30 protein-coding genes and 1 tRNA gene are annotated in these 26,284 nt (G+C 70.6%); 12 read left to right on the top strand and 19 right to left on the bottom strand.

All coding sequences use genetic code 11. The annotated features are described in order from the left end of the window. Positions 1-97 precede the first annotated feature (97 nt). Positions 98-171 (top strand) — tRNA-Thr (locus A3IG_RS0124205). 188 nt (positions 172-359) lie between these two features. After that, on the top strand, positions 360-1,217 hold the full coding sequence (locus A3IG_RS0124210; RefSeq protein WP_026220611.1) for a hypothetical protein: 858 nt from the start codon (positions 360-362) through the stop codon (positions 1,215-1,217). On the opposite strand, the gene A3IG_RS0124215 is transcribed toward A3IG_RS0124210, so the two are convergent. The 4 genes from A3IG_RS0124215 to A3IG_RS0124230 form a co-directional block, all read right to left on the bottom strand. Further along, entirely contained in the window at positions 1,205-2,065 is an 861-nt protein-coding gene (locus A3IG_RS0124215) for an aldo/keto reductase (RefSeq protein WP_018386183.1), read from the bottom strand. The two genes, A3IG_RS0124210 and A3IG_RS0124215, sit on opposite strands and share 13 nt — an antisense overlap. Continuing rightward, the gene (locus A3IG_RS0124220) at positions 1,999-3,210 is read right to left on the bottom strand and encodes a JmjC domain-containing protein (RefSeq protein ID WP_018386184.1); all 1,212 of its coding nucleotides are present in this window, start codon (positions 3,208-3,210) and stop codon (positions 1,999-2,001) included. Before A3IG_RS0124220 ends, A3IG_RS0124215 begins: the two co-directional genes overlap by 67 nt. An 85-nt stretch (positions 3,211-3,295) precedes the next feature. Then, positions 3,296-3,457 (bottom strand): hypothetical protein, encoded by a 162-nt coding sequence (locus tag A3IG_RS34665; RefSeq protein ID WP_018386185.1) that lies wholly within the window; start codon positions 3,455-3,457, stop codon positions 3,296-3,298. Between the two features lie 645 nt (positions 3,458-4,102). Continuing rightward, positions 4,103-4,795 (bottom strand): HAD family hydrolase, encoded by a 693-nt coding sequence (locus tag A3IG_RS0124230; protein ID WP_018386186.1) that lies wholly within the window; start codon positions 4,793-4,795, stop codon positions 4,103-4,105. Between the two features lie 94 nt (positions 4,796-4,889). On the opposite strand from A3IG_RS0124230, the gene A3IG_RS0124235 reads away from it, so the two are divergent. Further along, on the top strand, positions 4,890-5,663 hold the full coding sequence (locus tag A3IG_RS0124235) for a helix-turn-helix domain-containing protein (RefSeq protein ID WP_020557896.1): 774 nt from the start codon (positions 4,890-4,892) through the stop codon (positions 5,661-5,663). Beyond that, entirely contained in the window at positions 5,650-6,117 is a 468-nt protein-coding gene (locus A3IG_RS0124240) for an NUDIX hydrolase (protein WP_018386188.1), read from the top strand. Before A3IG_RS0124235 ends, A3IG_RS0124240 begins: the two co-directional genes overlap by 14 nt. On the opposite strand, the gene A3IG_RS0124245 is transcribed toward A3IG_RS0124240, so the two are convergent. Then, positions 6,105-6,680 carry an HD domain-containing protein gene (locus A3IG_RS0124245; RefSeq protein ID WP_040912241.1) on the bottom strand — a complete coding sequence of 192 codons (576 nt, stop codon included), beginning with the start codon at positions 6,678-6,680 and terminating at the stop codon, positions 6,105-6,107. The two genes, A3IG_RS0124240 and A3IG_RS0124245, sit on opposite strands and share 13 nt — an antisense overlap. Before the next feature lie 292 nt (positions 6,681-6,972). On the opposite strand from A3IG_RS0124245, the gene A3IG_RS31125 reads away from it, so the two are divergent. Together A3IG_RS31125 and A3IG_RS0124255 are read left to right on the top strand one after the other, a co-directional pair. After that, on the top strand, positions 6,973-7,296 hold the full coding sequence (locus A3IG_RS31125; RefSeq protein WP_040912227.1) for a hypothetical protein: 324 nt from the start codon (positions 6,973-6,975) through the stop codon (positions 7,294-7,296). Then, positions 7,296-7,943, top strand: a complete 648-nt coding sequence (locus A3IG_RS0124255) for a nucleotidyl transferase AbiEii/AbiGii toxin family protein (RefSeq protein WP_018386191.1) — start codon at positions 7,296-7,298, stop codon at positions 7,941-7,943. The genes A3IG_RS31125 and A3IG_RS0124255 overlap by 1 nt, the downstream gene beginning before the upstream one ends. 84 nt (positions 7,944-8,027) lie before the next feature. Here A3IG_RS0124255 and A3IG_RS0124260 read toward each other — a convergent pair whose 3' ends face one another. From A3IG_RS0124260 to A3IG_RS0124270, 3 genes are read right to left on the bottom strand one after another with little or no spacing between them, the layout of a single operon-like run. Beyond that, entirely contained in the window at positions 8,028-8,420 is a 393-nt protein-coding gene (locus A3IG_RS0124260; protein WP_018386192.1) for a PIN domain-containing protein, read from the bottom strand. Next, on the bottom strand, positions 8,420-8,671 hold the full coding sequence (locus tag A3IG_RS0124265; protein ID WP_026220613.1) for a hypothetical protein: 252 nt from the start codon (positions 8,669-8,671) through the stop codon (positions 8,420-8,422). The genes A3IG_RS0124260 and A3IG_RS0124265 overlap by 1 nt, the downstream gene beginning before the upstream one ends. Before the next feature lie 49 nt (positions 8,672-8,720). Continuing rightward, the gene (locus A3IG_RS0124270; protein WP_244885055.1) at positions 8,721-9,401 is read right to left on the bottom strand and encodes a Crp/Fnr family transcriptional regulator; all 681 of its coding nucleotides are present in this window, start codon (positions 9,399-9,401) and stop codon (positions 8,721-8,723) included. Positions 9,402-9,424: 23 nt separating this feature from the next. On the opposite strand from A3IG_RS0124270, the gene A3IG_RS0124275 reads away from it, so the two are divergent. After that, positions 9,425-9,685: a YciI family protein gene (locus tag A3IG_RS0124275; protein WP_018386195.1), complete on the top strand. Its 261-nt coding sequence runs from the start codon at positions 9,425-9,427 to the stop codon at positions 9,683-9,685. A 35-nt stretch (positions 9,686-9,720) separates the two neighbouring features. Here the strand turns inward: A3IG_RS0124275 and A3IG_RS0124280 are convergent, their stop codons facing one another. The 5 genes from A3IG_RS0124280 to A3IG_RS0124300 all read right to left on the bottom strand — a co-directional run bounded on the left by A3IG_RS0124280 (position 9,721) and on the right by A3IG_RS0124300 (position 13,200). Next, positions 9,721-10,188 (bottom strand): hypothetical protein, encoded by a 468-nt coding sequence (locus A3IG_RS0124280; protein WP_018386196.1) that lies wholly within the window; start codon positions 10,186-10,188, stop codon positions 9,721-9,723. Between the two features lie 94 nt (positions 10,189-10,282). Next, positions 10,283-10,504 (bottom strand): DUF397 domain-containing protein, encoded by a 222-nt coding sequence (locus tag A3IG_RS0124285; protein WP_018386197.1) that lies wholly within the window; start codon positions 10,502-10,504, stop codon positions 10,283-10,285. Beyond that, complete coding sequence (locus A3IG_RS0124290) at positions 10,497-11,309, bottom strand: helix-turn-helix domain-containing protein (protein ID WP_018386198.1); 813 nt, start codon at positions 11,307-11,309, stop codon at positions 10,497-10,499. Before A3IG_RS0124290 ends, A3IG_RS0124285 begins: the two co-directional genes overlap by 8 nt. Before the next feature lie 81 nt (positions 11,310-11,390). After that, complete coding sequence (locus A3IG_RS0124295; RefSeq protein ID WP_040912229.1) at positions 11,391-12,566, bottom strand: HAMP domain-containing sensor histidine kinase; 1,176 nt, start codon at positions 12,564-12,566, stop codon at positions 11,391-11,393. Next, entirely contained in the window at positions 12,547-13,200 is a 654-nt protein-coding gene (locus A3IG_RS0124300) for a response regulator transcription factor (RefSeq protein WP_018386200.1), read from the bottom strand. The genes A3IG_RS0124295 and A3IG_RS0124300 overlap by 20 nt, the downstream gene beginning before the upstream one ends. Positions 13,201-13,286: 86 nt before the next feature. Here A3IG_RS0124300 and A3IG_RS0124305 point away from each other — a divergent pair, with 86 nt between their 5' ends. The 5 genes from A3IG_RS0124305 to A3IG_RS0124325 all read left to right on the top strand — a co-directional run bounded on the left by A3IG_RS0124305 (position 13,287) and on the right by A3IG_RS0124325 (position 20,535). Then, entirely contained in the window at positions 13,287-13,859 is a 573-nt protein-coding gene (locus A3IG_RS0124305; RefSeq protein ID WP_026220614.1) for a hypothetical protein, read from the top strand. Positions 13,860-13,882: 23 nt separating this feature from the next. Beyond that, positions 13,883-15,118, top strand: a complete 1,236-nt coding sequence (locus tag A3IG_RS0124310; protein ID WP_018386202.1) for a peptidoglycan-binding protein — start codon at positions 13,883-13,885, stop codon at positions 15,116-15,118. Next, entirely contained in the window at positions 15,115-15,813 is a 699-nt protein-coding gene (locus A3IG_RS0124315; protein ID WP_018386203.1) for an ABC transporter ATP-binding protein, read from the top strand. Before A3IG_RS0124310 ends, A3IG_RS0124315 begins: the two co-directional genes overlap by 4 nt. Then, positions 15,810-17,036 (top strand): ABC transporter permease, encoded by a 1,227-nt coding sequence (locus A3IG_RS0124320; RefSeq protein WP_018386204.1) that lies wholly within the window; start codon positions 15,810-15,812, stop codon positions 17,034-17,036. The genes A3IG_RS0124315 and A3IG_RS0124320 overlap by 4 nt, the downstream gene beginning before the upstream one ends. A 154-nt stretch (positions 17,037-17,190) precedes the next feature. After that, on the top strand, positions 17,191-20,535 hold the full coding sequence (locus A3IG_RS0124325; protein ID WP_211219470.1) for a S8 family serine peptidase: 3,345 nt from the start codon (positions 17,191-17,193) through the stop codon (positions 20,533-20,535). Between the two features lie 163 nt (positions 20,536-20,698). On the opposite strand, the gene A3IG_RS0124330 is transcribed toward A3IG_RS0124325, so the two are convergent. Genes A3IG_RS0124330 through A3IG_RS32110 form a run of 6 tightly spaced genes read right to left on the bottom strand, consistent with a single transcriptional unit; the run spans position 20,699 to position 25,646 of the window. Next, a complete protein-coding gene (locus A3IG_RS0124330; RefSeq protein ID WP_018386206.1) occupies positions 20,699-21,946 on the bottom strand; it encodes an acyl-CoA dehydrogenase family protein in 1,248 nt (415 codons plus the stop codon). A gap of 25 nt (positions 21,947-21,971) precedes the next feature. Beyond that, positions 21,972-22,508 carry a GAF domain-containing protein gene (locus tag A3IG_RS0124335; RefSeq protein ID WP_018386207.1) on the bottom strand — a complete coding sequence of 179 codons (537 nt, stop codon included), beginning with the start codon at positions 22,506-22,508 and terminating at the stop codon, positions 21,972-21,974. Further along, positions 22,505-23,116, bottom strand: a complete 612-nt coding sequence (locus A3IG_RS0124340; protein WP_018386208.1) for a GTP-binding protein — start codon at positions 23,114-23,116, stop codon at positions 22,505-22,507. The genes A3IG_RS0124335 and A3IG_RS0124340 overlap by 4 nt, the downstream gene beginning before the upstream one ends. Further along, a complete protein-coding gene (locus A3IG_RS0124345) occupies positions 23,106-23,486 on the bottom strand; it encodes a DUF742 domain-containing protein (RefSeq protein ID WP_018386209.1) in 381 nt (126 codons plus the stop codon). The genes A3IG_RS0124340 and A3IG_RS0124345 overlap by 11 nt, the downstream gene beginning before the upstream one ends. Position 23,487: 1 nt before the next feature. After that, a complete protein-coding gene (locus A3IG_RS0124350) occupies positions 23,488-23,979 on the bottom strand; it encodes a roadblock/LC7 domain-containing protein (protein WP_018386210.1) in 492 nt (163 codons plus the stop codon). A 32-nt stretch (positions 23,980-24,011) separates the two neighbouring features. Further along, positions 24,012-25,646, bottom strand: coding sequence for a sensor histidine kinase (locus tag A3IG_RS32110; protein ID WP_157862335.1), 1,635 nt, complete (start codon positions 25,644-25,646; stop codon positions 24,012-24,014). Between the last annotated feature and the right edge of the window lie 638 nt (positions 25,647-26,284).

Genomic DNA, 26,284 nt, shown 5'->3' on the forward strand with positions numbered 1-26,284 from the left:
GGGACGCCGGCCCGTTCGGGGCACCCCCCGAAACTGTGTAGACTCTCCCCGGTGTCGCTGGCACCCTCGTGGTACGCGCACGGGAGTCCAGCACCCCGCCGCCTTAGCTCAGTCGGCCAGAGCGACGCACTCGTAATGCGTAGGTCAAGGGTTCGATTCCCTTAGGCGGCTCAGAGAAACCCCAGGTCAGGGATCCGCTGACCTGGGGTTTTGTGTTGCTCGGGGCATGAGGCGCCACACTGCCACGACGCTGTGGAAGGGCTTGCGTGGGCGATGCGTGAGCGACACCGTCACCAAGGCATCCCGGCGCCCGCCGGCCCGATTCCTTGCTAGTTTCGCTCCGTTGCCAAGGAGGTCCAGTGTCGTCTTCCCTGTCCACCAGAGCCCCAGTGGATCTGCGGATTGAACCCGTTGACCGTGTGCTGGACGAGGTCGAGCGTGCCCTTCAAACGCAGTTGGACAGAGGGACGCTGGTGCGGAAGCGGCGGTCGCTGGGGGCGCGTACAGACCGTGGTACGTGGGTACGGGTTGAGCGGCGCCGCTTCGACAAGATCGGTGGCCAGGGCTGGAACGGCACCGAATGCGCTGCCCTCCTAGAGGGAGTGGCCAGGCCGCAGTGGCACCGAGGCGCCGCTTGGAGACAGCCTGGGGACACTGTGATGTGGCGGGCCGACGAGACGGATCTCCTGCCCGGAGCGCCGATCGGCAGCAGTGTCCTGGCTACCGAACCCGTGCTGTCGGACCAGTGGTGGCAGGCGTTCAATGCGTCGCTGGATGCCCTGGCCGAGCAGCATACGAGCCGCGTCGCCACCCCGGACACTGTGATGATCACGCAGAGCGGTGTCGCCGAGGCGATCCACCGCTTTCTCCGCAACGGTGTCGACACGACGGTGGAACAGTGGCTGCCGGCACACGCGGATCTCAATTGGGCGAACATGACCGGGCCGGAGTTCTGCCTGTTCGACTGGGAGGACTGGGGCGTGGCCCCTCAAGGGCTGGATGCCGCGTCGCTGTGGGGCAGTTCCCTCGCCGTCCCGGCCCTGGCAGAGCGAGTCCGCCACGAGCGGCGCCGCGATCTGGAGAGCCGGGACGGCAAGCTGATGACCTTGTTCGTCTGCGCGAAGATCCTGGCCCCGGACGCCCATCCCGAGGACCCTCGCCTTGAACCCGCACGCGTCATGGCCGAGGAAGTCGCGGAGGATCTTCAGAGCGACTGACGATCTCGCTGTTCACGGAGAAGGCGACGGTAGGTACTGAGATTGTCTGCATCGGCTTCGTATCGCAGGGCGTCGACGAGTTCCCCGAGGTGCGAGGGGGTGTCCGTACCGACGGCGATCCTTCCCACCCTCGGCAGCCAGTAGGCCACACGGAATGTGGCCTGCACGGCCGATAGGCCGTCGTGTGGTTCCTGGATGAACACCCGTGGGTCCAACTCGTCCCACAGCGACTGCGCAGTACTGCCCCCGAAAGGGCTCATGCCCCAGAGCTGGTCCGGGACGAGGTCCCAGCGGGCCGCCAACGCTTCGGAGGCTTTCAGGACATCGATTCCGGCGAGGAGTCCCGCACGGACCATGACAGCATCGGGTCTGGGCAGGGTGGCATCCACGAGACCGGGCAATGGGCGGGGGTCCCATGAGGAAATGCCCCAGCCTCCGCACAGTCCCTTGGCCGCCGCCTTCTCCACGGCAGCGCATGCCGTACCGAGCCTGTCCCGGGCGGCTTCCGAGGAGCCGGTCAGCGACCGCTCCGGATTGTGGAGGAACACCAGATCCGGGGCGCGCCCCAAGTCGCGATTGCTCTGCTCCACGGCTTCCCGGAGACGATCGGGATCGAGAGAGTGCTCGACCCGGCCAACGGCCGGGAAGAAGCCGACCTTGGTGGAGAGCTTGAAGCGGGGGAGGATGTCGCGTCCAGCGCCCGCCAAGGCGGTGTGAGCGGAGAAGCTGTGGTAGTTGAAGCTGGTGTCGATCGCGTCGACACCGAGTTCCAGGGCGCTGGTCAGGATCCGGCGCTCGTAGCGAGACCGGTGTAACCCGAGAACAATTCGGGGGTCAGACCCGCGCACAGCTCCTCCTCCACCAGGATCTTCGCCAGTGCCTCCACCTCGGCGCCCACCAGTCGAGCAGCCTCATCCAGCCGCACGGGGTGGCCGCTCAGGAGCAAGCGGAGCCCCGGCAGAGCCTTGGCCACGAAGGTGAGCTTCTTGCCCGCAGCCACCACGACGACTGCCTCTCCGTCCTGCGTGATCAAGGGCGGGAACTCGCTGACGCACGCCACGGCTTCAAGCGGGCCGAAGATGTCGAGGAACGGGACGTGGCGTCCAGGAGGAGCTTCCTGCTCACGGAGCCGAAGGAACTGTGCCGGGTCGCGGGCGTCGATGAGCTGGGAGGCCGCGGCGGTCAGCGATAGCCGCTGGGCCTGCTGTTCCTCGGGGCTGCCCCAGCGATCGAGGTCGTGGCGGAACACCTCGTCCTGCCGGGACCAGTCGGCGAGCCAGGTGAGCCAGCTCACGGCGGTGCGCTTCGCGAAGCCGAACGTCACGTGGGTGCTGTGACCGCGGCCGTGGCCCACGCGGGTGGCCGCATGCCAGTAGCCACGGGGGATATGCATCACGTCTCCGGCCCTCATGGTGCCGATCCACACGATCTCTTCGCTGGGGGTGTTGTTCCGCTCAGCGTCTCGGAACATCGGTACGGGACGGGAGGCACCGCGTACCTCCCATTGTTTCTCGCCGGCGAGCTGCACGATGAGGACGTCGTGGTCGTCCCAGTGCAAGTCGAAGCCGGACGCGTCATTCGTGGTCAGGTAGACGTTCGCCTGCACGTGCTCCCGGGACCACCACTGCATGGCCCGGCACGCCACTTCCATCGTGGGATCGAAGACGTTCGACTGGTCCAGGACCAGCGTCGCTCCCTCGCGCAGCAGGCTGCCCACACGGCGCATGTCCGCTATCGGTATCGCCTGCCCCCGCGGCGTGACTTGCCGGTTCAGATAGGCGTCGGGGTGCAGCTCCTTACCACCCTTGAAGAGCCGGAACTGCGGGTTGGCCAAGCTCCGGCGCATGACCATGTCCAGCATCCGCGAAGGCGTGAGCAGCCTCTCCAGGACTTCGCGGTCGCTGACGCTTCCGCGGGCGAACTCCCTCCCGAGCAGGGCGGCGCCGTCCCACCCAAGTGCCTCTTCGACAGCGCGGACCAAACGGTGCTCCACGATTCGCTTCTCCCTCCTTGCGTCAGACACGGGACCTGGGAGGCGGAGGGGCCGGTACGCTGCCCCTCCGCCAGAGAACTGGCGGCTACGCCGCGTGGTTCAGCCCGTCTCCGCCAGGCCAGGGGCCGTCACCGGACGAGCCCTGCCCAGGGTCGGAGGCGTTGCTGTCGTGCCGGTCATGGACGCTCGTGAGGACTTCCACGGCGACCAGGAGGCCTGCCTCGACGGAGGGCTTCTTGTCTTCCACTTCGTGCTCCTTCCCCTACCGGTCTCCCGCCGGTTCCGGCGGGACGTTTGCGGCGTGCGGAGGTGCTCGTGATGCGGGTGGGGACGTGCCCGTGGGCGCGAGGGGGCGTGGCAGGGAACGATGTCGAGGGCCGGGTGCCGTAGCGCAGCCAGCGCTCAGTGCCGGCGCAGGAATCCGCCGCGCGCTCGGTGCCCACCTCCGCGGTGGCCGCCCGACGGCTCTGCTTCAGGTGCAACTTCGACTTGCGCGGACCTGGCCGACCCATCGCTGAGAAGGATGCACTGCCAGACCTGGTCCTGAAGTATCCGGATGCACGGCCCGCAGGCGTACATCGGCGCCCGGGTGCCACCCACGCTCATGTTCCAGAACACGAGGCGACCCCCGAGATCATTTGGAAAGGGCAGCCACGGCGCTCTGGTCCACAGCATGCCGGAGCCGTGTGCCGTGGGATCAGTTCCAGTACCCGACTTTGCAGCAGTGTGGCAGCTCTACGCACAACATCCGGATCTTGCGTACAGAGGTGTCTTGCCCGATCACGAATGAGCCCCCTTGGCCATTTCTCTGGTTGGAAACCTGATGGTGGCTGAGTAGACGGGGACCGCATCACCCCGCACACGGACGCCTTCAAAGACGTCCTGGGACCTTTCAGCGTGCCGCGAAGCGCTCCAGAATCCGCAGTAGCTGCGCCGTATCCGACAGATCTGGTAGGACTACATCGGCGCCGGCAGCAGCCAGTTCTTCTGGGCTGTGAACCCCTGAGGCAACTGCCACGATTCCGGAGTCCGTGGCAAGAGCGGCCTCGACGTCCCGGGGTGTGTCTCCCACCAGCACCACGTGTACGTCAACCCGCACTCCGCGGAGGCGTTGAGCCCGCTTCCGGGCGACACTGACCAGATCAGGGCGCTGCTCCGCATCAGCCCCGTAGGCCCCGACAGGCAAGTCCAGCAAGGGAGCAAGGTGAAAGGCCGACAGCTTCAAGCGTGCGTTGGCCGCGATGTTGCCCGTCAGAACCGAGGATATCCAGCCGTCATGCTCCGACGCCGCCTTGAGCGCCTCGCTCACTCTCGGCAGCACGGTTCCGCGCTCACCGGGAATCTTAAGGCGCTCTTCACCGGCAAGGGCAAGGGCGGCCTCAACGACGGCCCAGTCCGGCTCGGACAGGCCATGGCGCACGAATAATTCCCGCATGATCAGGCGATCCGTTCGCCCCTCTGTCCGCGCAGGCCCGGTGGGTGGGTCTCCCGCCAAGGCTGAGAACGCTGCGGCGTAGATCTCCTTGCTCACCCCCGAGTTCTCGATGAGCGTGTGATCGATGTCCCACAGGACGATGAGCTCCATGCCGCCAGAGTAGGGATCGGTCAAAGCCTCGGCTCCTGAAGACGTCCCAAATCGTCCTTGCCGGATCACGGCCGCCTCAACTTCCATGACATCCGTGAACGAGCGACTGCACTCCGTACTCGCCCAGCGTGGCGTCTCACCAGAGTCGCTCGCCGAGGCCTGCGAGGTGGACCCCAAGACCGTCAGCCGCTGGCTCGGCGGGCGCGTGCCGCACCGGCGCCACCGCTTCCGTGCCGCCCAACACCTGTGCGTAGAGGAGACGTTCCTCTGGCCCATCCCACGCCCCCAGGGCAGCCGACCTGACGCAGGCTTGGGCACCGAACTCGTAGGCACCTACCAGAACCGGGCCAGTGTCCCCCGAGACATATGGCTCCAACTCCTGGCAGAGGCGCGGGAGGAGATCGGCGTACTCGTCTTCTCCGGGACCTTCTTCGTCCAGTCCAATCCCCGCGTCGCCAAGATGCTTTCCGAGCGCGCGACTGCCGGCGTGCGGGTGCGGCTGTGCTTCGGCGACCCGAGTGGTCAGGCGGTCGTCGTCCGGGGCCGCGAGGAGGGCATCGGCGACACCCTCGCCGCCAAGATCCGCGCCTCCCTCACCTACTACCGCCCCCTACTTCCCGAGCCGGGCTGCGACGTGCGACTGCACGACACCACGCTGTATGCCTCGTTGTTCCGCTACGACGATGACCTGCTGGTCAATCCGCACGTGTGGGGACAGCCAGCCAGCGCCAACCCGGTTCTTCATCTCAAGAGGGCTGACGCCACAGGGTGGTTTGACAGCTACGCTCAGAGCTTCGAAACAATCTGGGCCGGCGCACGGCCCTGGACCCCCGACGAGGAGGGCACCGCCGCACATGGGCAGGACTGAGTACTACAACGATCCCACCGCCCCGAAGGCGAACACCCTCATCCCCGCCAGCAATCTGCTCGTTGTCGACGACGAGGGCGCGATCCTGCTTCAGCGCCGTCGCGACACCGGTCAGTGGGCCCTGCCTGGCGGTGCCCAGGACATCGGAGAGACAGCGGCACAGTGCGCGGTGCGCGAATGCCTGGAGGAGACCGGCATTGTCGCCGAGATCACCGGCTTCCTCGGGGTCTACACCAACCCCCACCACATCGTCGCCTACACCGACGGCGAGATCCGCCAGCAGTACGAGAACACCTACATCGGCCGCCCGATCGGCGGCGAGCCCACCGTCAACGATGAGGCCAACGGTGTCCGCTTCGTCCAGCCCGCCGACCTCGACCAGTACGACATCCACCCCAGCATGCGCCAGCAGATCGGCGACTACCTCGCCGGCACCTACCCCTACCTCGGCTGAGCCGCCAGCGCCGCCTCCACCCTCCCCACCGCGGCGAAGATCTCCGGCGCCGCCCGACGGATGAACCGCCCGACGATGCTGTCGGCCCCGTAGCGGCCCACGATCTCCGCCACTCGCTCCTGGGCCGTCGTTGGTTCCCCGAAGGGCGTTGTCGTCATGTCGCAGTAGACCAGCGCGTCCACCAGGAGCGGCTCCTCCAACAACGGGAACTCCGCCTCCAACTCCTCGCGCAGCCTGCGCTCCTCGGCCTCCAACGACGCGAACGAGTGGTTCGCCACCAACCGCACCAGCCGCTCGTCGGCACCATGCTCGTCACGGAGGAACCGGGCACCGTCGAGCGGATGAAATCCCGTCGCCGCTAGGCGCGGCGCGTAGCCCACATCGTGAAGCGTTGCGGCAGCTAGCAGCAGACCAGTGTCCTCCCTGAGGATTTGTCCAAGATTGGCCGCTCGACGCGCGACCCCTCGTGAGTGCGCCCACCGCCGAGGAAGCACAGCACTCAGCTCCGCTTCTGCTACTTGCATCGCCCAGTCCACTAACGATCCATCCACGGTTTGGTTCATGCCCAAGTACTGCTGTGGGCAGTCGACAGAACTGCCCACAGGGCAGGGCCGTTCCCCCCGTCCCGGTCTTGCACCCCCTCGTAACGCGTAGGTCAAGTGTTCGATTCCCATGGGTAGCTCGGTAGAAGGCCAGGCCAGGTAGTCCCTGACCTGGCCTTTTCGACGTCAACTGGTCCGGCGGGGGAAGGTCACGAGGCAGGCGGGAACGCCCTCGCGCGTGTGCGGGGCCGTAGCCGGTTCCCGTGTCCCGGAGCGGCTCGCCCGCCCCTTCGGGATGGGGCATCCTGGGCACATGAGCAGGTACGCGGAGTCGCGGCCGTATGTGCTGCCGGAGTCCCTGGCCGAGCTGAACGGGCCGACGGAGGGCGTGGTGTGGTTGCCCAGGCACCTGGACTGGGGACCGGCGTACGGCTACGACCTGGGGGACGCCGCGGACCTCGCCGTGATGTACGAACGGGTGATCCGAGAGGCCCGGTCGCGGGAGGACCTCCGGGCGTACCTCGAGGGTGGCACGGTGCGGCGACTGTGGAGCCGGCTCGTCCTCCCGTCTCCGGTGCGGGCGCTGTGGGAACGGCGGTTCCCTGAGCTCGTGGTCCCGCCCTCGGCAGCCGCGTAGTGGACGACCTGCACCTGCGGTTGATCCGTCTCGGCCTGGAGACGCTGAGCGACGACTTCGGGTTCGCCCTGGCCGGGGGGTATGCGGTCCGGGCACACGGCGTCCTCGAGCGGTCGAGTGACGACGTGGACCTGTTCATGCCCATCGAGCGCCGCGACGAGATGCCGGCGGCCACCGAGCGGCTCGTGACGGTCCTGCGCGATCACGGATACGGGGTCGAGGTCGTCCAGCGGGTCGAGGCGTACGTGCGGCTGGTGGTGACCGACCCGGTCAGTGGGCGGGACACCAAGGTGGAGCTGGTGGCCGAGTTCCTCCAGCACCCTCCGGTGCCATCGCGGTGGGGGCCGGTGCTGCACCGGGACGACGTGGCAGCGGGCAAGGTCCAGGCGTTGTTCTCCCGCGCGGAGGCCCGGGACTTCCTCGACGTCCACGCGCTCCTGCGGGCCGGCTACACCCGGCAGCGGCTGGTCGAGCTCGCGGCCGCGCGCGACGCCGGATTCGACCGCTCGGTGCTGGCTGACATGCTCGCCGGGGTGGGTCGGTTCAGCGACAGGCAGTTCCTCGTCTACGGGGTGGATCAGCCCAGGATCGATGCCGTACGCGCGGAGTTCGCCGACTGGCGGGCCGAACTCCTGAGCCGGGCGTAGCCATCGGCGGTTTGCCCGTGGCTCCCGCCCCGCCGTGGCACGGAGGCGCTCGGCGACGCTGTGTTGGGAGTTCCCCGCTGTTGGTCACACCGTGGTGACTTCGATCGTGTCTCCGCAGAGCAAGCCGATGTCCTCGGGGTCGGAGGTGAGGACGGTGACGGGGCCGTGTGCGGTTCGTGCGACGGCGGCGAGGACAGCGTCGATCGCGTACTTGTGGCCGCGGAGGTGGTGGTTGCGCAGCAGGGCTGCTGCCTCGTCTGCCACGCTCTTCGTGACGTCATGGATATCGATCCGGGAGAGGACCCACCGGATGCGGGCGGGGTGGACACGCTCGTAGTCCGCCTCAAGGGTGGTCATCGCGGTCGTGGCCACCCGGGTGCCCTCTTCCAGGGCCGCTTGCACGAGGATCATCACGGCACGGTCCTTGAGGTACAGCTTGGAGAGGCCCTCGCTGTCCAGCAGAAGCGTCCCCGGCATCAGGCTGCGGCACCGCCCGTGCTGCGGTGGTCATGCCGCAGCAGTGCGCGGGCCGCTTCGACCTCGTCCCGGGAGAGCGGGTTGTTGTCGGTCTCGAAGTCGGCGACGATTTCGCGCAGCTTGTCCATGGCCACCCGCTGCTCCAGGGCTTCGGCCACATAAGCCGAGAAGCCACCGGGGCCGACATGAGCTCGCACGCTTTCTGCGAGGTCCTCGGGGAGGCTGATCGAGTACTTCCTGCTACCGGCCATGTCGCCAATCCTACCACTGGTAGTAAGAATCTGTTCGGTGCCTGGGAAGTCACCCGCCGGCGCGGAGTTCGAGCAGTTCGGGGGCGAGGACGTGGACGGTGCCGCGCTGGACGGTGATCAGGCCGTCCTGGCTCAGCCGGGCGAGGGCCCGGTTGACCGTGACTCGGGTGACGCCGAGGAGGTCGGCCAGGTGCTGCTGGCCGCCCGGCAGCGGGATGCGGCTGGTGCCGGTCGCCGCCCGGCGCAACAGCCAGGCCGCGAGGCGGGCCTCGGTGGGGAGCGTGGTGGTGGCCGCCCACCGTTCCTGCTGGGTGCGGGCGTGGTCGGCGAGGACGCGCAGGACGTGCCGCCGCACCGGGGCCACGTCCTCGACCAGCGCCAGGAAGCGCTGCCGCGGCAGGCTCAGGACCTGGGCGGGCGCCTCGACGGTGAGCGTGGCGGTGTGGCCACCGCCGTCGATCACGGCGACCTTGTCCAGCGCGCAGGGAGCGGACCACTCCCCGAAGCGGACGACACGACCTGCGGGCGTCGTCGCGCTGGCCGACACCCGGCCGTCCAGCAGGAGCAACAGGTGCGTCGCCGGGTCACCGACGGCGCGCAGTACGTGCCCCGCCTCGTGACGGCGGCCCACGGAACCGTCCCGGACGGCACGCAGCGCCTCCTCCGCCAGCCCCGCGAGCAGTGGCACAGCCCTCAGGGCGCGTGTATCGGCCGATACAGATCCCGTCACGGCCCCGACCGTACGGTCGCCACATGCTGATCGTCGAACTCGCCTTCACCGGCGCCCCCGAACGCCTCGCCGCCCGCCCCGCACACCGCGCGCATCTGAACCGTCTCCACCAGGAGGGCCACCTCCTGGCCGCCGGCCCCTGGGCTGACGAGTCCGGCGCCCTCCTGGTCTTCACCGTTGATCGCCCGGAGCTGGACGCCATCCTCGAGGCCGACCCCTACTACCGCACGCCCGGGGTGGAGGTTGCCAGCGTCCGGGAGTGGAAGCCGGTCGTCACGCCCTGACCCACGCACGGGAGTTCCGTCGCCGCGGGCGGGGCCTACTCTCCCACTCCGAGGTCGTTGCGCATGGCGACGCGTAGTTCGTCGAGGAGCGCGATGAACGCCTCGTGGGTGTGGACCCAGGTGCCGTCGGTGTGCACGTCTCCGGCTTCGAGCCGGTCAACCAGGTCCCGCAGCGTGTGCAGGGTGCGGACGGACAGGGCGCTGACGGGCTCCGGCGCGATGAGGACCATCTGGTGGCGGAGTTCGTAGGCGCCGCCGGAACGGAAGGCCCTCCCGGCCTCACGGCCTCGTTCGTCAGCCGGGGTCGTATGGGAGCGGGCCAGCGCGCGCAGCTCGTTGCGGGTGCGGGACAGGGCGGCGAGGTACTCGCCGTAGAGCTGGCGCTTCTCGGCTCGTTCGCGAGCCGAGGTCTCCCGCTTCCAGCGGGAGCGTTCCGCCAGCATGGTCGCGCTGATGCCGACGGAGGCACCGAGCGCGGTTCCTATGAGGGTGCCCCAGTCCACATGATGATCGTAGGAGATCGGGGGAAGCCGTCACCGGGCCTCCAGGGGGCGGTGCGCTCGGGCGGGTGGAGTCGCACGGGGGCGGCAGGTGCCGTCAGGGGCGGAGTTCACCGGCCCTGACGGCCGCGACGAAGGATGACCAGGCCGCGACGGAGAAGACGAGCGCGGGGCCGTGTGGGTCCTTGGAGTCGCGTACGGGGACGCCGGCGGGGTGGTCGTCGAGGACTTCGAGGCAGCTACCGCCCTCGTCGTTGCTCCGCGACGACTTGCGCCAGCCGTTGAGCGCGGAAGCGTCCGGAACTACGAGGTCACTCATGGCGTCCGTACTCCCTTGCGGTCGCCCGCAGTAGTGCCAGTGATTCCTTCGTGGGCAGGGCCTCGCTCAGCCCGAGAGCGTACCGGCCCTGGAGGCGGCGGACCACGGCCGGGGAGTCGTGGACCTTGCCGATGGTTAGGCCCTCGCTGTAGGCGACCGGCGGTTGGTCCTCGAACCACATGAGGGTCAACGCGCCAGCCATCAGTTGGTGGTAGCCGACGCTGAAGGGCAGGACATGGGCTCTGATGCGCCCGCTCTCCGCCAGGCGGACGATGTGTGAGATCTGTTCGGCCATGACATCAGGGCCACCGACCGCGCGCCGGAGCGACGCCTCGTCCAGTAGCACCCACATGTCCGGTGTCATGGGGTCGGCGAGGATCTTCCCGCGCCCCAGTCGTGTGGCGACGTGCCGGTCACGCTCCTCCTCGCCCAGTGCGGGATAGGCCGCCCCGATGACGAACCGTGCGTACGCCTCCGTCTGGAGGATGCCCGGCACGAACGTCAACGCGAACTCGCGGATCTCCGTGGCCTGCTGTTCCAGGTGCCGTGCCGGCTCGAAGTAGTCGGCGACGGTGTCGTCCCGCTGGGGGAGGAAGTTGCTCAGCACGTCGCCCGTACCCAGCGCCTGGTCCAGACGCCGGGCGTCCTCCTTGGAGGGGATGCGGCGGCCGGCCTCGAGGTGGGCGATGTGGGTGCGCGTCATGATCGCGGCTTCGGCCAGTTGTTCCTGGGTGAGACCGGCCGCCTGGCGCTGGGTCTTCAGCCAGTCGCCGTAGGCATTGGGCTCGCCGTAGGCATTGGGCATCGTCAAGACTCCCGTGTCGGACGTCGTCCCCCGAGTCTGCGACGAGGCTAGCGCCGTTCGTGTCGTTGTGTGCGTGGATTGCTACACCGCGTGCGGGGCGGCGGCCGGGAAGGCCACGGTGATGTCCAGGCCGCCCTCCGGGCCCGGCAGGGCGGTGACGTCGGCGTCGTGTGCGGTGGCGACGGCGGCCACGATGGACAGGCCGAGGCCGTGGCCGTCGGGGCTGCCGGTACGGGAATCGCTGCGCTGGAAGGGCTGGAAGAGTGCGTCGATGCGGTCGTGGGGGATGTGGGGGCCGCTGTTGGCCACGCGCAGGAGGGCCCCGCCGTCCGCGACGCGGGTGGTGACACGGACCCAGCCGTCAGGCGCGTTGTGCCGCAGGGCGTTGTCGAGGAGGTTGCTGACCAGTCGCTCGACGAGGCGGGGGTCTCCGACGGTCCAGGCGGGCGCCAGGTCGTGTTCGACGCGGACGGGGCCGGTGTGCCGGTCGTGCAGGGTTGCGCGGACGACGGGGGCGAGGTCGGTCGGCTCGCGGCGCTCGAGACCGCGGTGGCTGCGGGTGAGCGTGAGCAGTCCGTCGATGAGGTGTTCCTGGTGTTCCCCGGCGGCCAGGACCCGTTCGCAGACGGCGCGCAGGGACTCCGTGCTGGCGGTCGGGTTGGCCAGGGCCACCTCGATCATCGCGCGTTGCAGGGTGAGCGGGGTCCGCAGCTCGTGGGAGGCGTTGGCGGCGAAGCGGCGTTGGGCGTCGAAGGCGGCGTCGAGGCGGCCGAGGAGCTCGTCGAAGGTGTCACCGAGTTCTTTGAACTCGTCGTTGGGCCCGGTGACGTCGAGGCGTTCGTGGAGGTTGCGGTCGGAGATGCTGCGGGCCCGGTCCGCCATGGTGCGCACCGGCCGCAGGACGCGTCCGGCGACCAGCCAGCCCGTGGCCACGGAGGTGGCGGACATCAGGGCGAGAGCGGTGGCCGACTGGGTGAGGAGCTGGCGCATGGACTCGTCGTACTGGTCCTGCGCGTTCTTGGCTTGTTGCAGCAGGTCGGGTTCGGCTGCTCGCAGTTCGTTGCCCGGCACGATCGCCTTGACGACGATCTTCGGCTCGCCGCGGGTGGCGACCAGCAGGTAGGTGATGGTCAGCAGCGCCGCGCCGGAGAGCAGGAAGAGGCCGCCGTACAGGATGGTCAGGCGAAGCCGGGCGGACCAGCGCAGGCGGCGTGGCCCGCGGGCCACGGCGGGGCGGTCAGATGCGGTAGCCGGCATGGGGCACCGTTTCGATGACGGGCGGTTCGCCCAGCTTGCGGCGGAGGCGGCTGACGGTGACCTTCACGGTGTTGGTGAAGGGGTCGGCCGCCTGGTCCCAGGCGCGTTCCAGGAGTTGCTCGGCGGAGACGACCCCACCGCGGGCGGCCAGCAGCAGTTCCAGGACGGCGAGTTCCTTGGGGGTGAGGTTGAGGCGGCGACCGGCACGGGTGGCGACCCGCTGGGTGGAGTCCAGGGTGAGGTCACGATGGGTCAGCACCGGCGGCACCGCGGGCTGGGACCGTCGGGCGAGGGCCCTGACCCGGGCGATCAGCTCGGCGAAGGCGAACGGTTTGGCGAGGTAGTCGTCGGCGCCCAGGCCGAGGCCCTCCACGCGGTCCTCCAGGGTGGTGGAGGCGGTGAGCATCAGCAGCCGGGCGCGGCCACCGTCGTTGACCAGGGCCCGGCACACCTCGTCGCCGTGGACGACGGGCAGGTCGCGGTCGAGCACGATGACGTCGTAGTCATGGACCGTCGCCATGTCGAGGGCCTCCCGGCCGTCGAGGGCGAGATCGACGGCCATGCCGTCCTGCCGCAGCCCGGTGGCCACGGTCTCCGCGAGTTCCCGGTGGTCTTCGACGATCAGTACGCGCATGGGGCCAGCATGCAGCAGCCGGGGTTACACGGGGATCACAGGATCTGTTCCCGCGGTGTAACCCGCGGGTCGGTACTCCTTGACGCATGACACGTACCCGCAAACACGTACGAACCTGGGTGATCGTCCCACTGCTCCTGAGCGGGGCGCTGCTCGCCGGCTGCTCCGACGACGCCTCCTCGTCCGGCAAGGACTCCGGTAGCGCCTCGTCCGGCGAGGACGCCGGCGGCGGGACCACACCCACTGACCCGCGGGACCGTGCGCTGGCCTACGCCCAGTGCATGAGGGAGAACGGGGTGCCCAAGTTCCCGGACCCGAGCGACGGCGGCGCACTCAAGATCACTCCGGAGACGGGCGTCGATCCCGGGTCTCCCGAGTTCGCCGAGGCCCAGGAGGCGTGCCAGGACCTGTCGCCCCAGGCACAGTCCCAGAACAGCGGCCCGCTGGACTCGGCGAAGGTGGCCGAGTGGGCCCAGTGCATCCGTGACCACGGGGTGCCGGCGTTCCCGGACCCGCAGATCAACGGCGGAGCGATGGAGATCGATCTCGGCAAGGCGGGCATCGGCCGGGACGACTCCGCGTTCCAGGAGGCCATGCAGGCATGTCAGTCCGCGTGGCCCGGCGGCGGCGTCATGATCCGGGGCGGCGGGCCGAAGTGACGCAGTCGCAGGAGAACAGTGGTGTGCGGACGCCGGCGGACCCCCCTCCGGCCCAAGGGGTCGGCCGGCCAGCGGACCCCGCGGTCGCCGGCCACGAGGGCGGCGACGGGTCCGCGCCGCGTCGCCGCCGCCCGGTGCGCACCTCCCTGGTGGCGCTGGCCGTGGTCGTGGTCGCGGCGGCCAGCGGCCTCGCGGCGACCGGCGCGCTGGGCAGCGACGGCGGGGGTTCCGCCGCTGCCGCCCCGTCCGGGCCGGCGAGGACGGCCAAGGTGGAGAAGGCCACACTGACCCGCACCGAGACGGTGGACGGCACCCTCGGCTACGGGGAGGCCACCGCGGTGCGGGCCCCCGGTTCTGGCACCCCGGCGGAGGACGGCGGGCAGGGCGGCGCGCCCGCGGGACGGGCCACGGCCGGGGACGGCAGTGGCGTCCTCACCCAACTGCCCGGGGAGGGCCAGGTGATCAGGCGCGGGGACCCCGTGTACAGCGTGGACGAGCGGAGGGTTCCCCTGCTGTACGGCTCCACGCCGCTGTACCGCACGCTCGACGTCGGCGCCGAGGGCGGGGACGTCCAGGTGCTGGAGCGGAATCTCGCCGCGCTCGGCCACACCGGGTTCACCGTGGACCGGGAGTACACCTCCGGCACCGCCGAGGCGGTGCGGGCCTGGCAGGAGGACCTGGGCCGGGAGGAGACCGGAACGGTGGCGCCCGGGGACGCGGTGGTGGCCCCCGGTGCCAGGCGGGTCGCCGAGGTCAAGGCGTCGATCGCCACCGTGCCCAGCGGGGACGTCCTCACCTGGACCGGTACCACGCGCCTGGTCAGCGTGGACCTCGATGTCCGGTACGAGGACCTGGTGGACGAGGGCACCGAGGCCACCGTGGCGCTGCCCGACGGCACCAGGGTCAACGCGGTGGTGGCCGACGTCGGCAACGCCGCCACGGCCAGGCCGGCACAGGAGGACGGCGGCTCCGACGGCGCCACCCTGCCGGTCGAACTCACCGTGCGGGACCAGGAGCAGCTCGGCCGCTACCAGGCCGCCCCGGTGGACGTGACCCTCGCCGCCGAGACCCGGCGGGACGTGCTCGCGGTGCCGGTCAACGCGCTGGTCGCCCGGCAGGGCGGCGGCTACGCCGTGCAGGTCGTCACCGACGGCGGCGTGGAGTACCGACCGGTGCGGCTCGGCATGTTCGCCGACGGCAGGGTCGAGGTTTCCGGCGCCGGTGTCACCGAGGGCCTGGACGTGGGAGTGCCCGGATGACCCCGCCCGTCGTCGAGCTCTCCGGTGTCTCCAAGACCTACGGCGGCGTGACCGCGCTCGCGGGCGTCGATCTGGTCGTCCGGCGCGGTGAACTCCTCGCCGTGGTGGGTCCTTCGGGTTCGGGCAAGTCCACCCTGCTCAACCTCATGGGCACCCTCTCCCGGCCGTCCTGCGGGACCGTGCGCATCGACGGCCACGCCGTGCAGGAGCTGTCGGACCGTGAGTTGTCCGCGCTGCGCGCGTCCACCATCGGTTTCGTCTTCCAGTCGTTCCACCTGGCCCCCGGGGTGCCGGCGATCGACGCGGTGGCGGACGGCCTGCTGTACGGCGGACGGCCCCGGGGCGAACGCCGCCGGCTCGCCGAGCGCGCGTTGCGCCGGATGGGGCTGGGCCACCGTCTCCACAACGCGCCGCACCAGCTCTCCGGGGGTGAGAAGCAGCGTGTGGCCATCGCCCGGGCGGTGTTGGGCGACCCGCCGCTGCTGCTGGCCGACGAGCCGACCGGGGCGTTGGACTCGCGCTCCGGCGCGGCGGTGATGGACCTGCTCCACGAACTGCACCGCGCCGGCACCACCGTCGTGGTGATCACCCACGACCGGGACATCGCCGCGTCGCTGCCCCGGGAAGTGCGGATCAGGGACGGTCGCGTCGAACGCGACTCCGGTGTCCCCGTGGGTGGGGCGGTGGGCGGGTGAGCACCGCGGCACCGTCCCGGCAGCGGGTGGCCCGCCCCAGGCCGGCACGGCTGAGCGCCGTGGACGTCATCCGCGTCGGTGGCTCCGGGTTGCGTTCCCGGCCCGTGCGGGTGTTCCTCTCCGCCTTGGGCATCGCGATCGGCATCGCCGCGATGATCGGCGTGGTCGGCATCTCCACCTCCAGCCAGGAGGAACTGGATCGGAAGTTGGACGCGCTGGGCACCAACCTGCTCACCGCAGGACCCGGACAGTCCTTCGGCGGGGACCAGGCCCACCTGCCCGACGAGGCCGTCGGCATGGTCGCCGCCGCCGACGCGGTGGAGTCCGTCTCGGCGGTCGGCAGGGTGAGCGCCGAGGTCTACCGCAACGACCACGTCCCCGAGGAGCAGACCGGTGGCATCGGCGTCTACGCCGCCCGCACCGACCTGCCCCGGACGGTGGGGGCGCAGGTCGTGGACGGTCGGTGGCTCGACGCCGCCAACGCGAGGTACCCCTGCGTGGTCCTGGGCGCCAGGGCCGCCGCGCACCTCGGCGTCCACCGGGCGGACCCCGGGACCCGGGTGTGGCTGGGCGACCGCTGGTTCACCGTGGTCGGCGTCCTCGCCCCCAACGAACTGGTCCCCGAGCTGGATTCGGCCGCTCTGGTCGGCTGGCCGGTGGCGCGGCAGGAGCTCGGCTTCGACGGGTACGCGACCACCGTCTACACCCGCGCCGAGGAGTCCGCCGTGGGCGACCTGCAGGGGGTCCTGGGGGCCACCGTCAACCCGGAGCACCCCAACGAGGTGCAGGTCTCCCGCCCCTCCGACGCGCTGGCCGCCAAGCAGGCCACCGACGACGCGCTCTCCGGCCTGCTGCTCGGCCTGGGCGCGGTGGCGCTGCTGGTCGGCGGCGTGGGGGTGGCCAACACCATGGTCATCTCGGTGCTGGAGCGCCGTGCGGAGATCGGTCTGCGCCGCTCGCTGGGCGCCACCCACGGGCAGATCCGGACCCAGTTCCTGTGCGAGTCGTTGCTGCTGTCCGCCCTCGGCGGCCTCGGCGGCGTCGTCCTGGGCATCGCGGTGACCGCGGGCTACGCCGGCTACCAGGGCTGGCCGACGCTGGTACCGCTGTGGGCGACGGTGGGCGGCGTGGCAGCCACCCTGGTCATCGGTGGCCTGGCCGGTTTCTACCCGGCCGTCCGTGCCTCCCGCCTGCCCCCGACCGAGGCCCTCGCCGCCGGATAGTCTCCCGCCGGCCCGGTGCCCCCGCCGTGGACCTCCCCGGAGGGCGGCGGGGGCACCGCCACGTCCAACGGACCTTCCCGGGAACCCCGACCGGGTTGCGGACAGGGAGGAGGGAGCGGTCACCGCGACCGAGCGGTGCCCCTTCACACGGGAGGTGTCCGAGTTGCGCACGTGGGGAAGAGCCCGGGCCACGGCGGTGGCCCTGACGAGCGTGCTGGCGGTGGCGGTGGCGGGCGGTGCCCACGGGGCGCCGTCGGCGCGGAACGGGCCGGGGGCCGAGCCCGGTCAGGGGGTGTCCTGGCGGGCGGGTGGGGCAGCGGAGGGTCCGGGGGCCCGCACCGTGACCCTGCTCACCGGTGACCGGGTGACGGTTGACGCCCGGGGACAGGTGATCGAGGTGACGGCGCGTCCCGGCCGGGAGAAAGCGCTGGTGGACATCCAGGAGCTGGACGGCCACACCTACGCGGTGCCGTCCGACGCCCGGCGCCTACTGGCGCGGGGCGTGCTCGACCGGCGGCTCTTCGACGTGACCGGGCTGCTGGAGGCGGGGTACGGCGACGACGCCCGCAAGACGCTGCCGTTGATCGTGACCTACCGCGGGCAGCGCGCCGACCAGGTGAGGTCCACGCTCCGCGACGCCGGGGTGGAGGTACGGCGTGCGCTGCCGGTGGTCCACGGCGACGCGGTCACCGTGCCCAAGGCCACGCCCGCGGCGTGGGACGCCCTCACCCGGCGCTCGGGGGCCCATGCGGAGGAACTCACCAGCGGTGTCGCGGCGGTGTGGCTGGACGGGGTCCGCCGGGCGAGCCTCGACCGCAGCGTGCCGCAGATCGGGGCGCCCACGGCCTGGGACGCCGGGTTCACCGGGGAGGGGGTCAAGGTCGCGGTGTTGGACACCGGAGTGGACCAGGGCCACCCGGACCTCGCCGGGGTGGAGGTCGCCGAGAAGAACTTCTCCGAGTCCCCGGACACCGTGGACCGGAACGGACACGGCACCCATGTGGCGTCCACGGTGGCGGGTTCCGGTGCGCGGTCGTCCGGCCAGTACCGGGGCGTGGCACCAGGTGCCCGCATCCTGGATGCCAAGGTACTGGCCGACGACGGCTGGGGTGCCGACTCCGCGGTCATCGCCGGGATGGGGTGGGCCGTCGAGCAGGGCGCGAAGGTCGTGAACCTCAGCCTCGGCTCGCCGGACCGCCCGGGCACCGATCCGCTGGAGGAGGCGGTCGATCGTCTCTCCCGCGACCACGGGGTGCTGTTCGTCATCGCCGCGGGCAACGACGGCACGCGGGGGGTGGACTCGCCGGGCAGTGCCGAACAGGCACTGACCGTGGGGGCGGTGGACCGCGAGGACCGGCTGGCCCCGTTCTCCGGCGTCGGGCCCACCGCCGCCGCGACGCTCAAGCCGGACCTCACCGCGCCCGGGGTGGGCATCGTCGCGGCCAGGTCCACCCAGGTGCCGCAGGGGCAGGAAGACTCCGCCCCGGAGGGCTACCAGGCGGCGTCCGGCACCTCCATGGCCACACCACACGTCGCGGGTGCCGCGGCACTGCTGGCCCAGCAGCACCCCGACTGGACCGGGCAGCAGCTCAAGCGGGCACTGACGAGCTCGGCCGAGCCGACCGCTGGCCTGACCGCGGACCAGCAGGGCACCGGGCGGACCGCGGTGGGCCGTGCGGTGAACGCGACAGTGGTCAGTGAGTCCCCCGCGTTGGACTTCGGCGTCCAGCGGTGGCCGCACCAGGACGACGAGCCGGTGGCCCGGACCGTCACCTACCGCAACCACGGCAGCGCCTCCGTCACCCTGTCGCTGTCGGTGGGGGTCGCGGGGCCCGACGGCCAGCCGAGTGCGGACGGCATGATCACCCTGTCCACGCAGCGGCTCACCGTTCCGGCCGGAGGCACCGCCGGCGTTGAGGTGACCGCGGACACCAGGGTCGCCGCGGCGGACGGCCGCCACAGCGGTGCGCTGGTGGCCACGGCCGACGACCAGGCGGTCCGCACCGCGCTCGCGGTGACCCGCGAGGCCGAGTCGTACGACGTGACGCTGGACGTGACCGGTGACGACGGGAAGCCCACCAGTGACTTCTTCGCCGAGCTGTGGAACCTCGACGAGGAGGAGTACACCGAGGTGAGGGCGGACCTCGGGGAGTCCCGCACCGTCCGGCTGCCCAGGGGCACGTACACCGTCAGTGTGTCCACCCTGGTGGACCCGGTCATGATGATCTGGCCGAAGCTGACCGTGGACCGGGACACCACGACGACCTTCGACATCCGCCGGGCGAAGCACATCCGGGTCACGGCGCCCGATCCACAGGTGGCGATCGCTCCCCGGTACGTCAGCTTCCGAGTCACCGGGGAGCGCGCGACCTTGCAGAGGGGCATGTTCGGCATCCCCGACCTGTCCTGGCTGCGGATCGGTCACGCGGGCCCCGAGGTCCCGGACGGTGAGTTCAAGGCGTACGTCGCCGCGTCGAACGAGGGTGGTGGCACCGGCTACAGCTTCGTCCACAGCCGCGAGGGACGTTTCTTCGACGGCTTCGAGCACCAGGTCACCATGGACGAACTGGCCCGGATCGACGTGACCTCCGCGGTGGCTGCCCCCGGCAAGTCCGGGAGGGTCAGTGCCTGGTGGTCGGACGGCCACCAGCAGGGTACTGGCGGGCCGGCACTGGTGGACCGGCTCCCCGGCTCCGGGCGGCACTACGTCACCACCCCGCCGGGTGTGGAGTGGGGCTTCCACGTCCGACAGCTCGACGCCAACGGAGACACGGAGGTGGCCCAGTACGACGGGCCGCTGCACAGCTACCAGGCCGGGCAGGGCTACCGGGCCCGGGCCAACCCAGGGGTCTACGGGCCGGCCGTCGGCCTGCACGCCGACTCCCCCGTGGCCTACCGCGAGAAGAACTCGATCGACCTCTGCCCGTCGATGTTCGGTGACGGTCAGGGCCGCCTCGGGGAGTCCGTGGTGACGTCGGCCAGGGCCGAGCTCACCATCGACGACCGCACCGTGCTCGAGCTCGACGAGGTGCCCTGCGGCACGCTCAGCGGCGCACCCGAGGAGTTGGCGGGGTACCGACTGGACGTCAGCGCATCCCGCGACACCGCCGTGTCGGAGCTGACCACCCGCTCCGAGGCCACCTGGACGTTCTCCTCCGAGCACACCGACACCAGGACGTCGCTGCCGCTGTCCAGCGTGCGGTTCTCGCCGGAGCTGTCGCTGACGGGCACGGCCGAGGCCGGGGAGACGCTACGGGTGCCGGTGACCGTTGACGGCGCGGCGCGGAGCGTGGGGACGCGGTCGCTGAGCGTCGAGGTCTCCTACGACGGCGGTGGCACCTGGCGGGCCGTTCCGGTCGGCGAGGACGACGGCAAGCTCCACGTCGAACTGGAGCACCCGAACGACGGCGGGAGCGTCTCGCTGCGTGCGGACCTCACGGACCAGCAGGGCAACTCCGTCTCCCAGTCCATCATCGACGCCTATCGCCTCGTCAGGTGAGGCGCGGGGCCACGGGCCGGTGGCCGTGACGTGACCTCGGGCCCGCCGGCGCGTCCGGCGGGCCCGAGGTCGCTGAGCCGGGTGGGGAAGAGCTGGTTCTCGCAGCTCGGGGCAACCCCTTGGCGGGGCACCGCCCGCCCCGCCCGTCCGGCAGCCGTGGGACTCAACATCGTTGGTAGTGGGCGAGGACAGGGGTCCGGTGCGGGGACCACGGTCCGTCGGCGGGGGCCAGTTTGTCCGCCAGCCGCTGGGACCACTGCTGCCCCGGGGACGTTCCGAGGGCGAACTCGGCGAGGCGGTGGAGTTGGACGTCGCCGGTTCCCGCCGGGGCCCAGATGTGCTGGACGTCGCGGTTGAGGCGCTCGACGGGGAGGTTCGTGCGCAGGCCCGCCGCGGCGTGGATCTCCATGGCCGCGCCGGCCGACGTCCGGGCCGACTCGTAGTTCAGGTACTTGGCGTTCAACAGGTGGGGGTCGCAGGGCTGGCCGGCGTCCAACAGTTGGGATGCGTGGTAGGTGGTCAGGCGGGCGGTCATCAATCGGGCGTGCATCTCACCGATCTTGTGGCCCACGGGGGACAGGAGGGAGAGCGGTTTGCCGTAGCGACGGCGGGTGGAGGCGAAGCCGACCGTCTGCTCGAGGACGGCCTGGTGCAGTCCGAGTGCGACGGCGGCCAGGTTGAGCCGGCCGTACAGCACGCTGGAGGAGTAGGCGACGCTGAGGCCGTCGCCTATGTCGCCGATCATGTTGGAGGCCGGGACACGGCAGTTGGTGAAGGTGATGTCGCCGAAGGAGAACCCGCGCAGTCCCATGGTGGGCTGGTAGGGCTCGAGTTGGACCCCCGGCCGGTCGGACTCGACGAGGAAGGCGGTGAGACCTCGTGAACCGGGGCCGGTGCGGACGACGACGCCGTGCAGGTGGCCGATGTGGGAGTTGCCGACGAAGGCCTTCCGGCCGTTGAGTATGTAGTCGTTCCCGGAGCGGTGAGCGGTTGACTGCATGCCCAGGACGTGACTTCCGCTTTCGGGCTCGGTCACCGCGATGGTGGGGAGGCACGTGCCGTCAGCGACCTGCGGAAGCCAGGTGCGTTTCTGTTCCTCGGTGCCGTAGTGGACGATTTTCGCAACGCCGAGTTGGGAGGCCTGCACCATGGCCCCCATGGCCCCGCTCACCCGCGAGAGTTCCTCGATGATGATGGTCTTCGCGAGGTGCCCGGCGCTCATGCCGCCGTACGCGGAGTCGACGGTGGCGGCGATCCAGCCCTGTCGGGCGATGAGCGCGGCGAGCTCGTGGTCGAAGGAGGTGGGGGAATCCTCCATCGCCGCCACGCGGGGAGCGATCTCTGTTTCAGCGAAGGCGCGCACCTGGTCGCGCAAGGCCTTGTGGGCCTCCGTCAGTAACGCGTCGGACATCCTGATCCTCTCCCTGAGACGCCTGTCAGGGCGTCGGGTAAGTGGTGCGCTGGTTGATGATCTCCATGAGGGTGTCGCGGTATTTCTTGATCAGGGCCAGTGTGGGCTGCCCGGTGGACCACGGGCGCTGGGTCGGCCCTATCACGCACACGGTGCCGAGGAGGGTGTCCGTGGGACCGTGGATGAGCGGGGCGCCGGCGTAGGTGCGGACCCCGAGTTGGTCCACGACGGGGTTGCCGGCGAACCGGGGGTTCATCATCACGTCCGGCAGCACCAGGGGCTTGCGCCGGTCTAAGACGTCGGGGCAGAAGCCGTGCGTGCGGGGCATGGTGCGCCCGACGTCGGCGCCGGGAGGCGCGTGCAGGCCAGCGAAGTGCTGCTCCTCCACGATGAAGTTGACCATCGCGTAGGGGGTGCCGGCGGCGCGGGCGAGTTCGGCCGCGAACTGGTCGAACTCCTCGTCGGGATCGCCGAGGCCGAGTTCCTCGAGCAGCTTCTTGCGCTGTTCGAGGGCGGTGTCCTCCGCTTGGACGTACAAACCGGAGTTGCTGTCGTACTTCATGGGCGGACTCCAGGAGAGGCGAGTGAGGACCGGGCACGGGTGAGGGCGTGCTGGACCAGCGTGATCAGGACGTTGATCGCGGACGGTGTTCTACGGGCGTCACACAGCCGGACGGGAACCTGCTCCGGCAGGTCGAGGGCCTGCCGGATCTCGTCGGGGCTGTAGCGGTGGGGGGCGTCGTCGAACTCGTTGACCGCGACCACGAAGGGCAGGCCGAGCTGCTCGAAGTAGCCCACCGCGGGGAAGCAGTCCTGTAGGCGACGGGTGTCGGCGAGGACGATCGCGCCGATGGCGCCGCTGGACAGGTCGTCCCACGTGAACCAGAACCGCTCCTGTCCCGGCGTGCCGAAGAGGAGCAACCGCATGGGTTGTGGCTCGGTGAAGGTGCAGCGGCCGAAGTCGATCGCGACCGTGGTGGTCGTCTTGGCCTCGACCCCGTTGAGGGAGTCCACGCTGGCGCTGGCGGAGGTCAGGTACTCCTCCGTGGTCAGTGGCTCGATCTCGCTGACCGCACTGACCAGTGTGGTCTTCCCCGCTCCGAACCCCCCCGCTACGACGATCTTGAGCAGGAGAGGAGCCGGTTCCACCGGCCCGCCGTCAGGCCGCATCGGGGAACTTCTTGCGTAGCCCGACAAGGAGCGCCTCCAGAGCATTCACGTCGCGGCTTGGTGAGGTTTCGGAGATCTGGATCGAGAGCACATCGGCGTCGAGAAGGTCCGATAAAATCACCTTTGTGACCTGTACCGGCAGTCCGAGGTGCCCGGCGAGCTCGGCCACGGACCGTGGTTCGTCACGGCACAGGGCCACGGCCTGCTCGGCTTCGGGAGGGAGCGGGTCAGCGGGGGGAGAGGAACCGGGCGCGAGCAGGGAGACGAGCCGCATCGTGTGACGTGGTCGGGTCCGCCCCCCCGTGACCATGTACGGACGCACGTCCTGCTGATCCACCTGACTCCACGCCCGGTTGCCATCGGTCTCCATGTCACCGACTCTCGTCGGCGATGTGGCGCGCGTCGGTCACCAGGTGCTCGGCCACACTCCTGATCATCGTGGTCATCTGGTGACCGATGGCGCGAACGTCCGCGTCGGGGGCGGCGAGCACGCCCAGGATGCTGCTGACCTTGCTGGCGTCGGCCCCGACCTGCACGCGCACCCCGTGCGGCAGTCCGTCGCCGGCCACCATCAGGAACAGCGTCGTGGTGTTCAGCTCCGTGACCACCTGGAGCACCTGTGCGTGTCCGTGCGGCTGGGGCGTGAGCTGGTTGACGCCGCGGGCCAGTGAGTACATGGACGCGACGAGCGCGGCGGCTGCCTCCGCCTGGTTGTGGGGCAGGTTGGCCTGAGCGAGCAGGATGCCGTCACTGGAGGCCAGGAACGCGCTCTGGGTTCCTGGCTCGCGTTCAACGAAGCGTTCCAACAGCCAACTCAGGTGGGACATCGTCTGGCTCTGGAACGTGTGGGCGTCGATCGTCATGGACATCTCCCGATGTGAAGGGGGCGCGGAAGTCAGTCGGTGGCGTTGTCGTCCAGTGCGCCGGCCACGGGCTCACGTGTTCTTGCCTCCTGCTGCCCCCCGGTGAACGCGGCCCACAGGCCCGCGCTGGGCTCGACGTCGGCCGGTGGTGGGGCGGAGGGGGAAGGGTCGGCGGGAAGGGGCTGCCGACGCGTGCGCTGAGGGAGCTTCGGACGGTCGGTTTTCTCCGCGGCGTTTTCCGCACGGGGCGTCTGCGGGAGGGGCTGGGCCTGCGTTCCCCCGCGGTTCGCCGCCCCGGGGCCCGACGACGCGCTGGGCTGGACGGGATCGGCGGGCGGGCACGGCGTCGGGGCCGGCTTCGGGTCGGCCGGGGGTGCCGTGGAAGCGGGGGGTGCCGGAGGCGCCGGGGACGCCGGGGACGCCACCGCGGTGGCCTGTGCCTCTTCCGGGGTGAGGAGCAGGGCGTGCGGGAGGACCACGATCGCCTGCGTACCGCCGAGGAGGTTGCGGCGCAGCTCGATGCCGATGCCGTGCTGGATCGCGAGTCGAGCGGCGACCAGCAGGCCGATCTGCCCGGCGGCGAGCTGTTCGCGCACATCGACGCTCTCCGGGGCCGCCAGCAACTGGTTCATCCGGCTGAGCTTCCCGTCCGGCATGGACAGGCCGCGGTCCTCGACCTCGACGACGAGGCCGGCGGGCACCTCCTGGACCCGCACGATCACCTGCGTCTCCGGCGGGGAGAACTCCGCGGCGTTCTCGATCAGCTCGGCGAGCAGGTGGATCACGTCAGGGCCCGCGTGGCCCGGCAGCCGCAACTCCGTGGTGGGCGTGACCACCCTCACGCGCCGGTACTGCTCGATCTCGGCGACCGCCTGCCGCAGCACCGTGGACAGCATCAGCGGATCGCGCACCTGGCGGGCCTGCTCCCCGCCGAGCACCGCGAGGCTCTCCGCCGCACGGCGGATCAGCGTGACCTGGTGGTCCAGGGTGAACAGGTCAAGGAGGAGGTCCGGGTCCTCCACCTCACGTTCGAGGTCGGACAGCTTCTGGAGTGCCCGGCGGACCAGCGCGTGCAGGCGCCGCGCCACGTTGAGGTAGACCTCCATCTGGTCGCGGTGCGCACGGTGCGAGGCGGCCTCGCTCGCCACATCGGCGATCGCTGCCAGCGTTTGGTGGCGGATCGTCTCGAGCGCCGCGGCCAGGTCCCCGAACGGATCGCCCGTCCGCTCGGACGGCTCTCCGGGCTCCGTGGTCGGGGCCTCGCCACGGCCGACCTGCTCCGCCGCCAGGGTGACGTCCTTGTCGATCTGCTCGATCAGCGCGTCGTAGTGCCTCAGCCAGCCGCTGATCCGCTCGTTGAGGTCAACGCGCTCGCGCAGGAGTCCCTTCGCCACGGCGGCGGTGTGCCGCACGCCCACCATCACCGTCACCGCGCTGCCGACCCCGGCGCCGGCCACGGCCCACACCGCCGGCACGCCGGCCAGGGCGTGCGTCGCCCAGGCGGAACCCACGACGGCCGCGGACAGGAACGTGGGCACCGCGCCCTGTCTCCGCAGTCGCGCCCGCAGCGCCCGCTCGGCGCGGCGGGTGGAGCCACCGGCTTCGCCCAGTGTGGCGCCCTGAGGCGGACGGGACTGTGGGCGTGAGAAGAGGCGGTGTGTCGGCATCGGCATCCTCGGGGATTGGCTCGGTCGGCCATGAACGCGTATGGGCCAGCTCCACTTTCAGTACCGGGCGGTGCTGGCATGACCGCAGCACACAGCACCGTCGCGGCGCACCGGGCCGAAGCCGGTGCGCCGGTGACGGGCGGCGGTGGGCAGCCCCGACGTCCCCGCGACCGGGTACCAGCGACCGTTCCGGCGGAACAGCGGGCGGCACTGAGCCGCACCAAGCTCGAACTGCCTTTCGGCCTTCTGGTGGCTGCGGGAACTAAGAGGGGCATGTGGCCCTGAGCGTAGTGGAAACCGCGGGCGTGAGGAGGCCACTGCCGGGGAGTCGGCACCCCCCGAGCCGGACGACTGCAGGATGTGCACCATGGCGTCCTGGATGGTCACTGAACGGATCTCCATTGCCTGCTGGCGGTGGTTCCACGGCCGGCGGCCCGAACTGTCGGGACCGTGGGCGCGGACTGTCTGCCGGGCACGGGCCGAAGCCGGATCGACCACCCCGTCGCGCCACCGTTCCCGTGTCGCGAGGGGCAGTTCCCGGGCACCCGAGGGTCGTGCGGTCACCCGCACGCGTCTCCCCGCGAGGCCGGCCCGGACGAGGCCGCAGTGCGAGTGCACTGCGGTCGGGCGCCACGTGA

Origin of the sequence: Wenjunlia vitaminophila DSM 41686, from assembly GCF_000380165.1 — a bacterium.
GTDB classification, from domain to species: Bacteria; Actinomycetota; Actinomycetes; order Streptomycetales; family Streptomycetaceae; genus Wenjunlia; species Wenjunlia vitaminophila.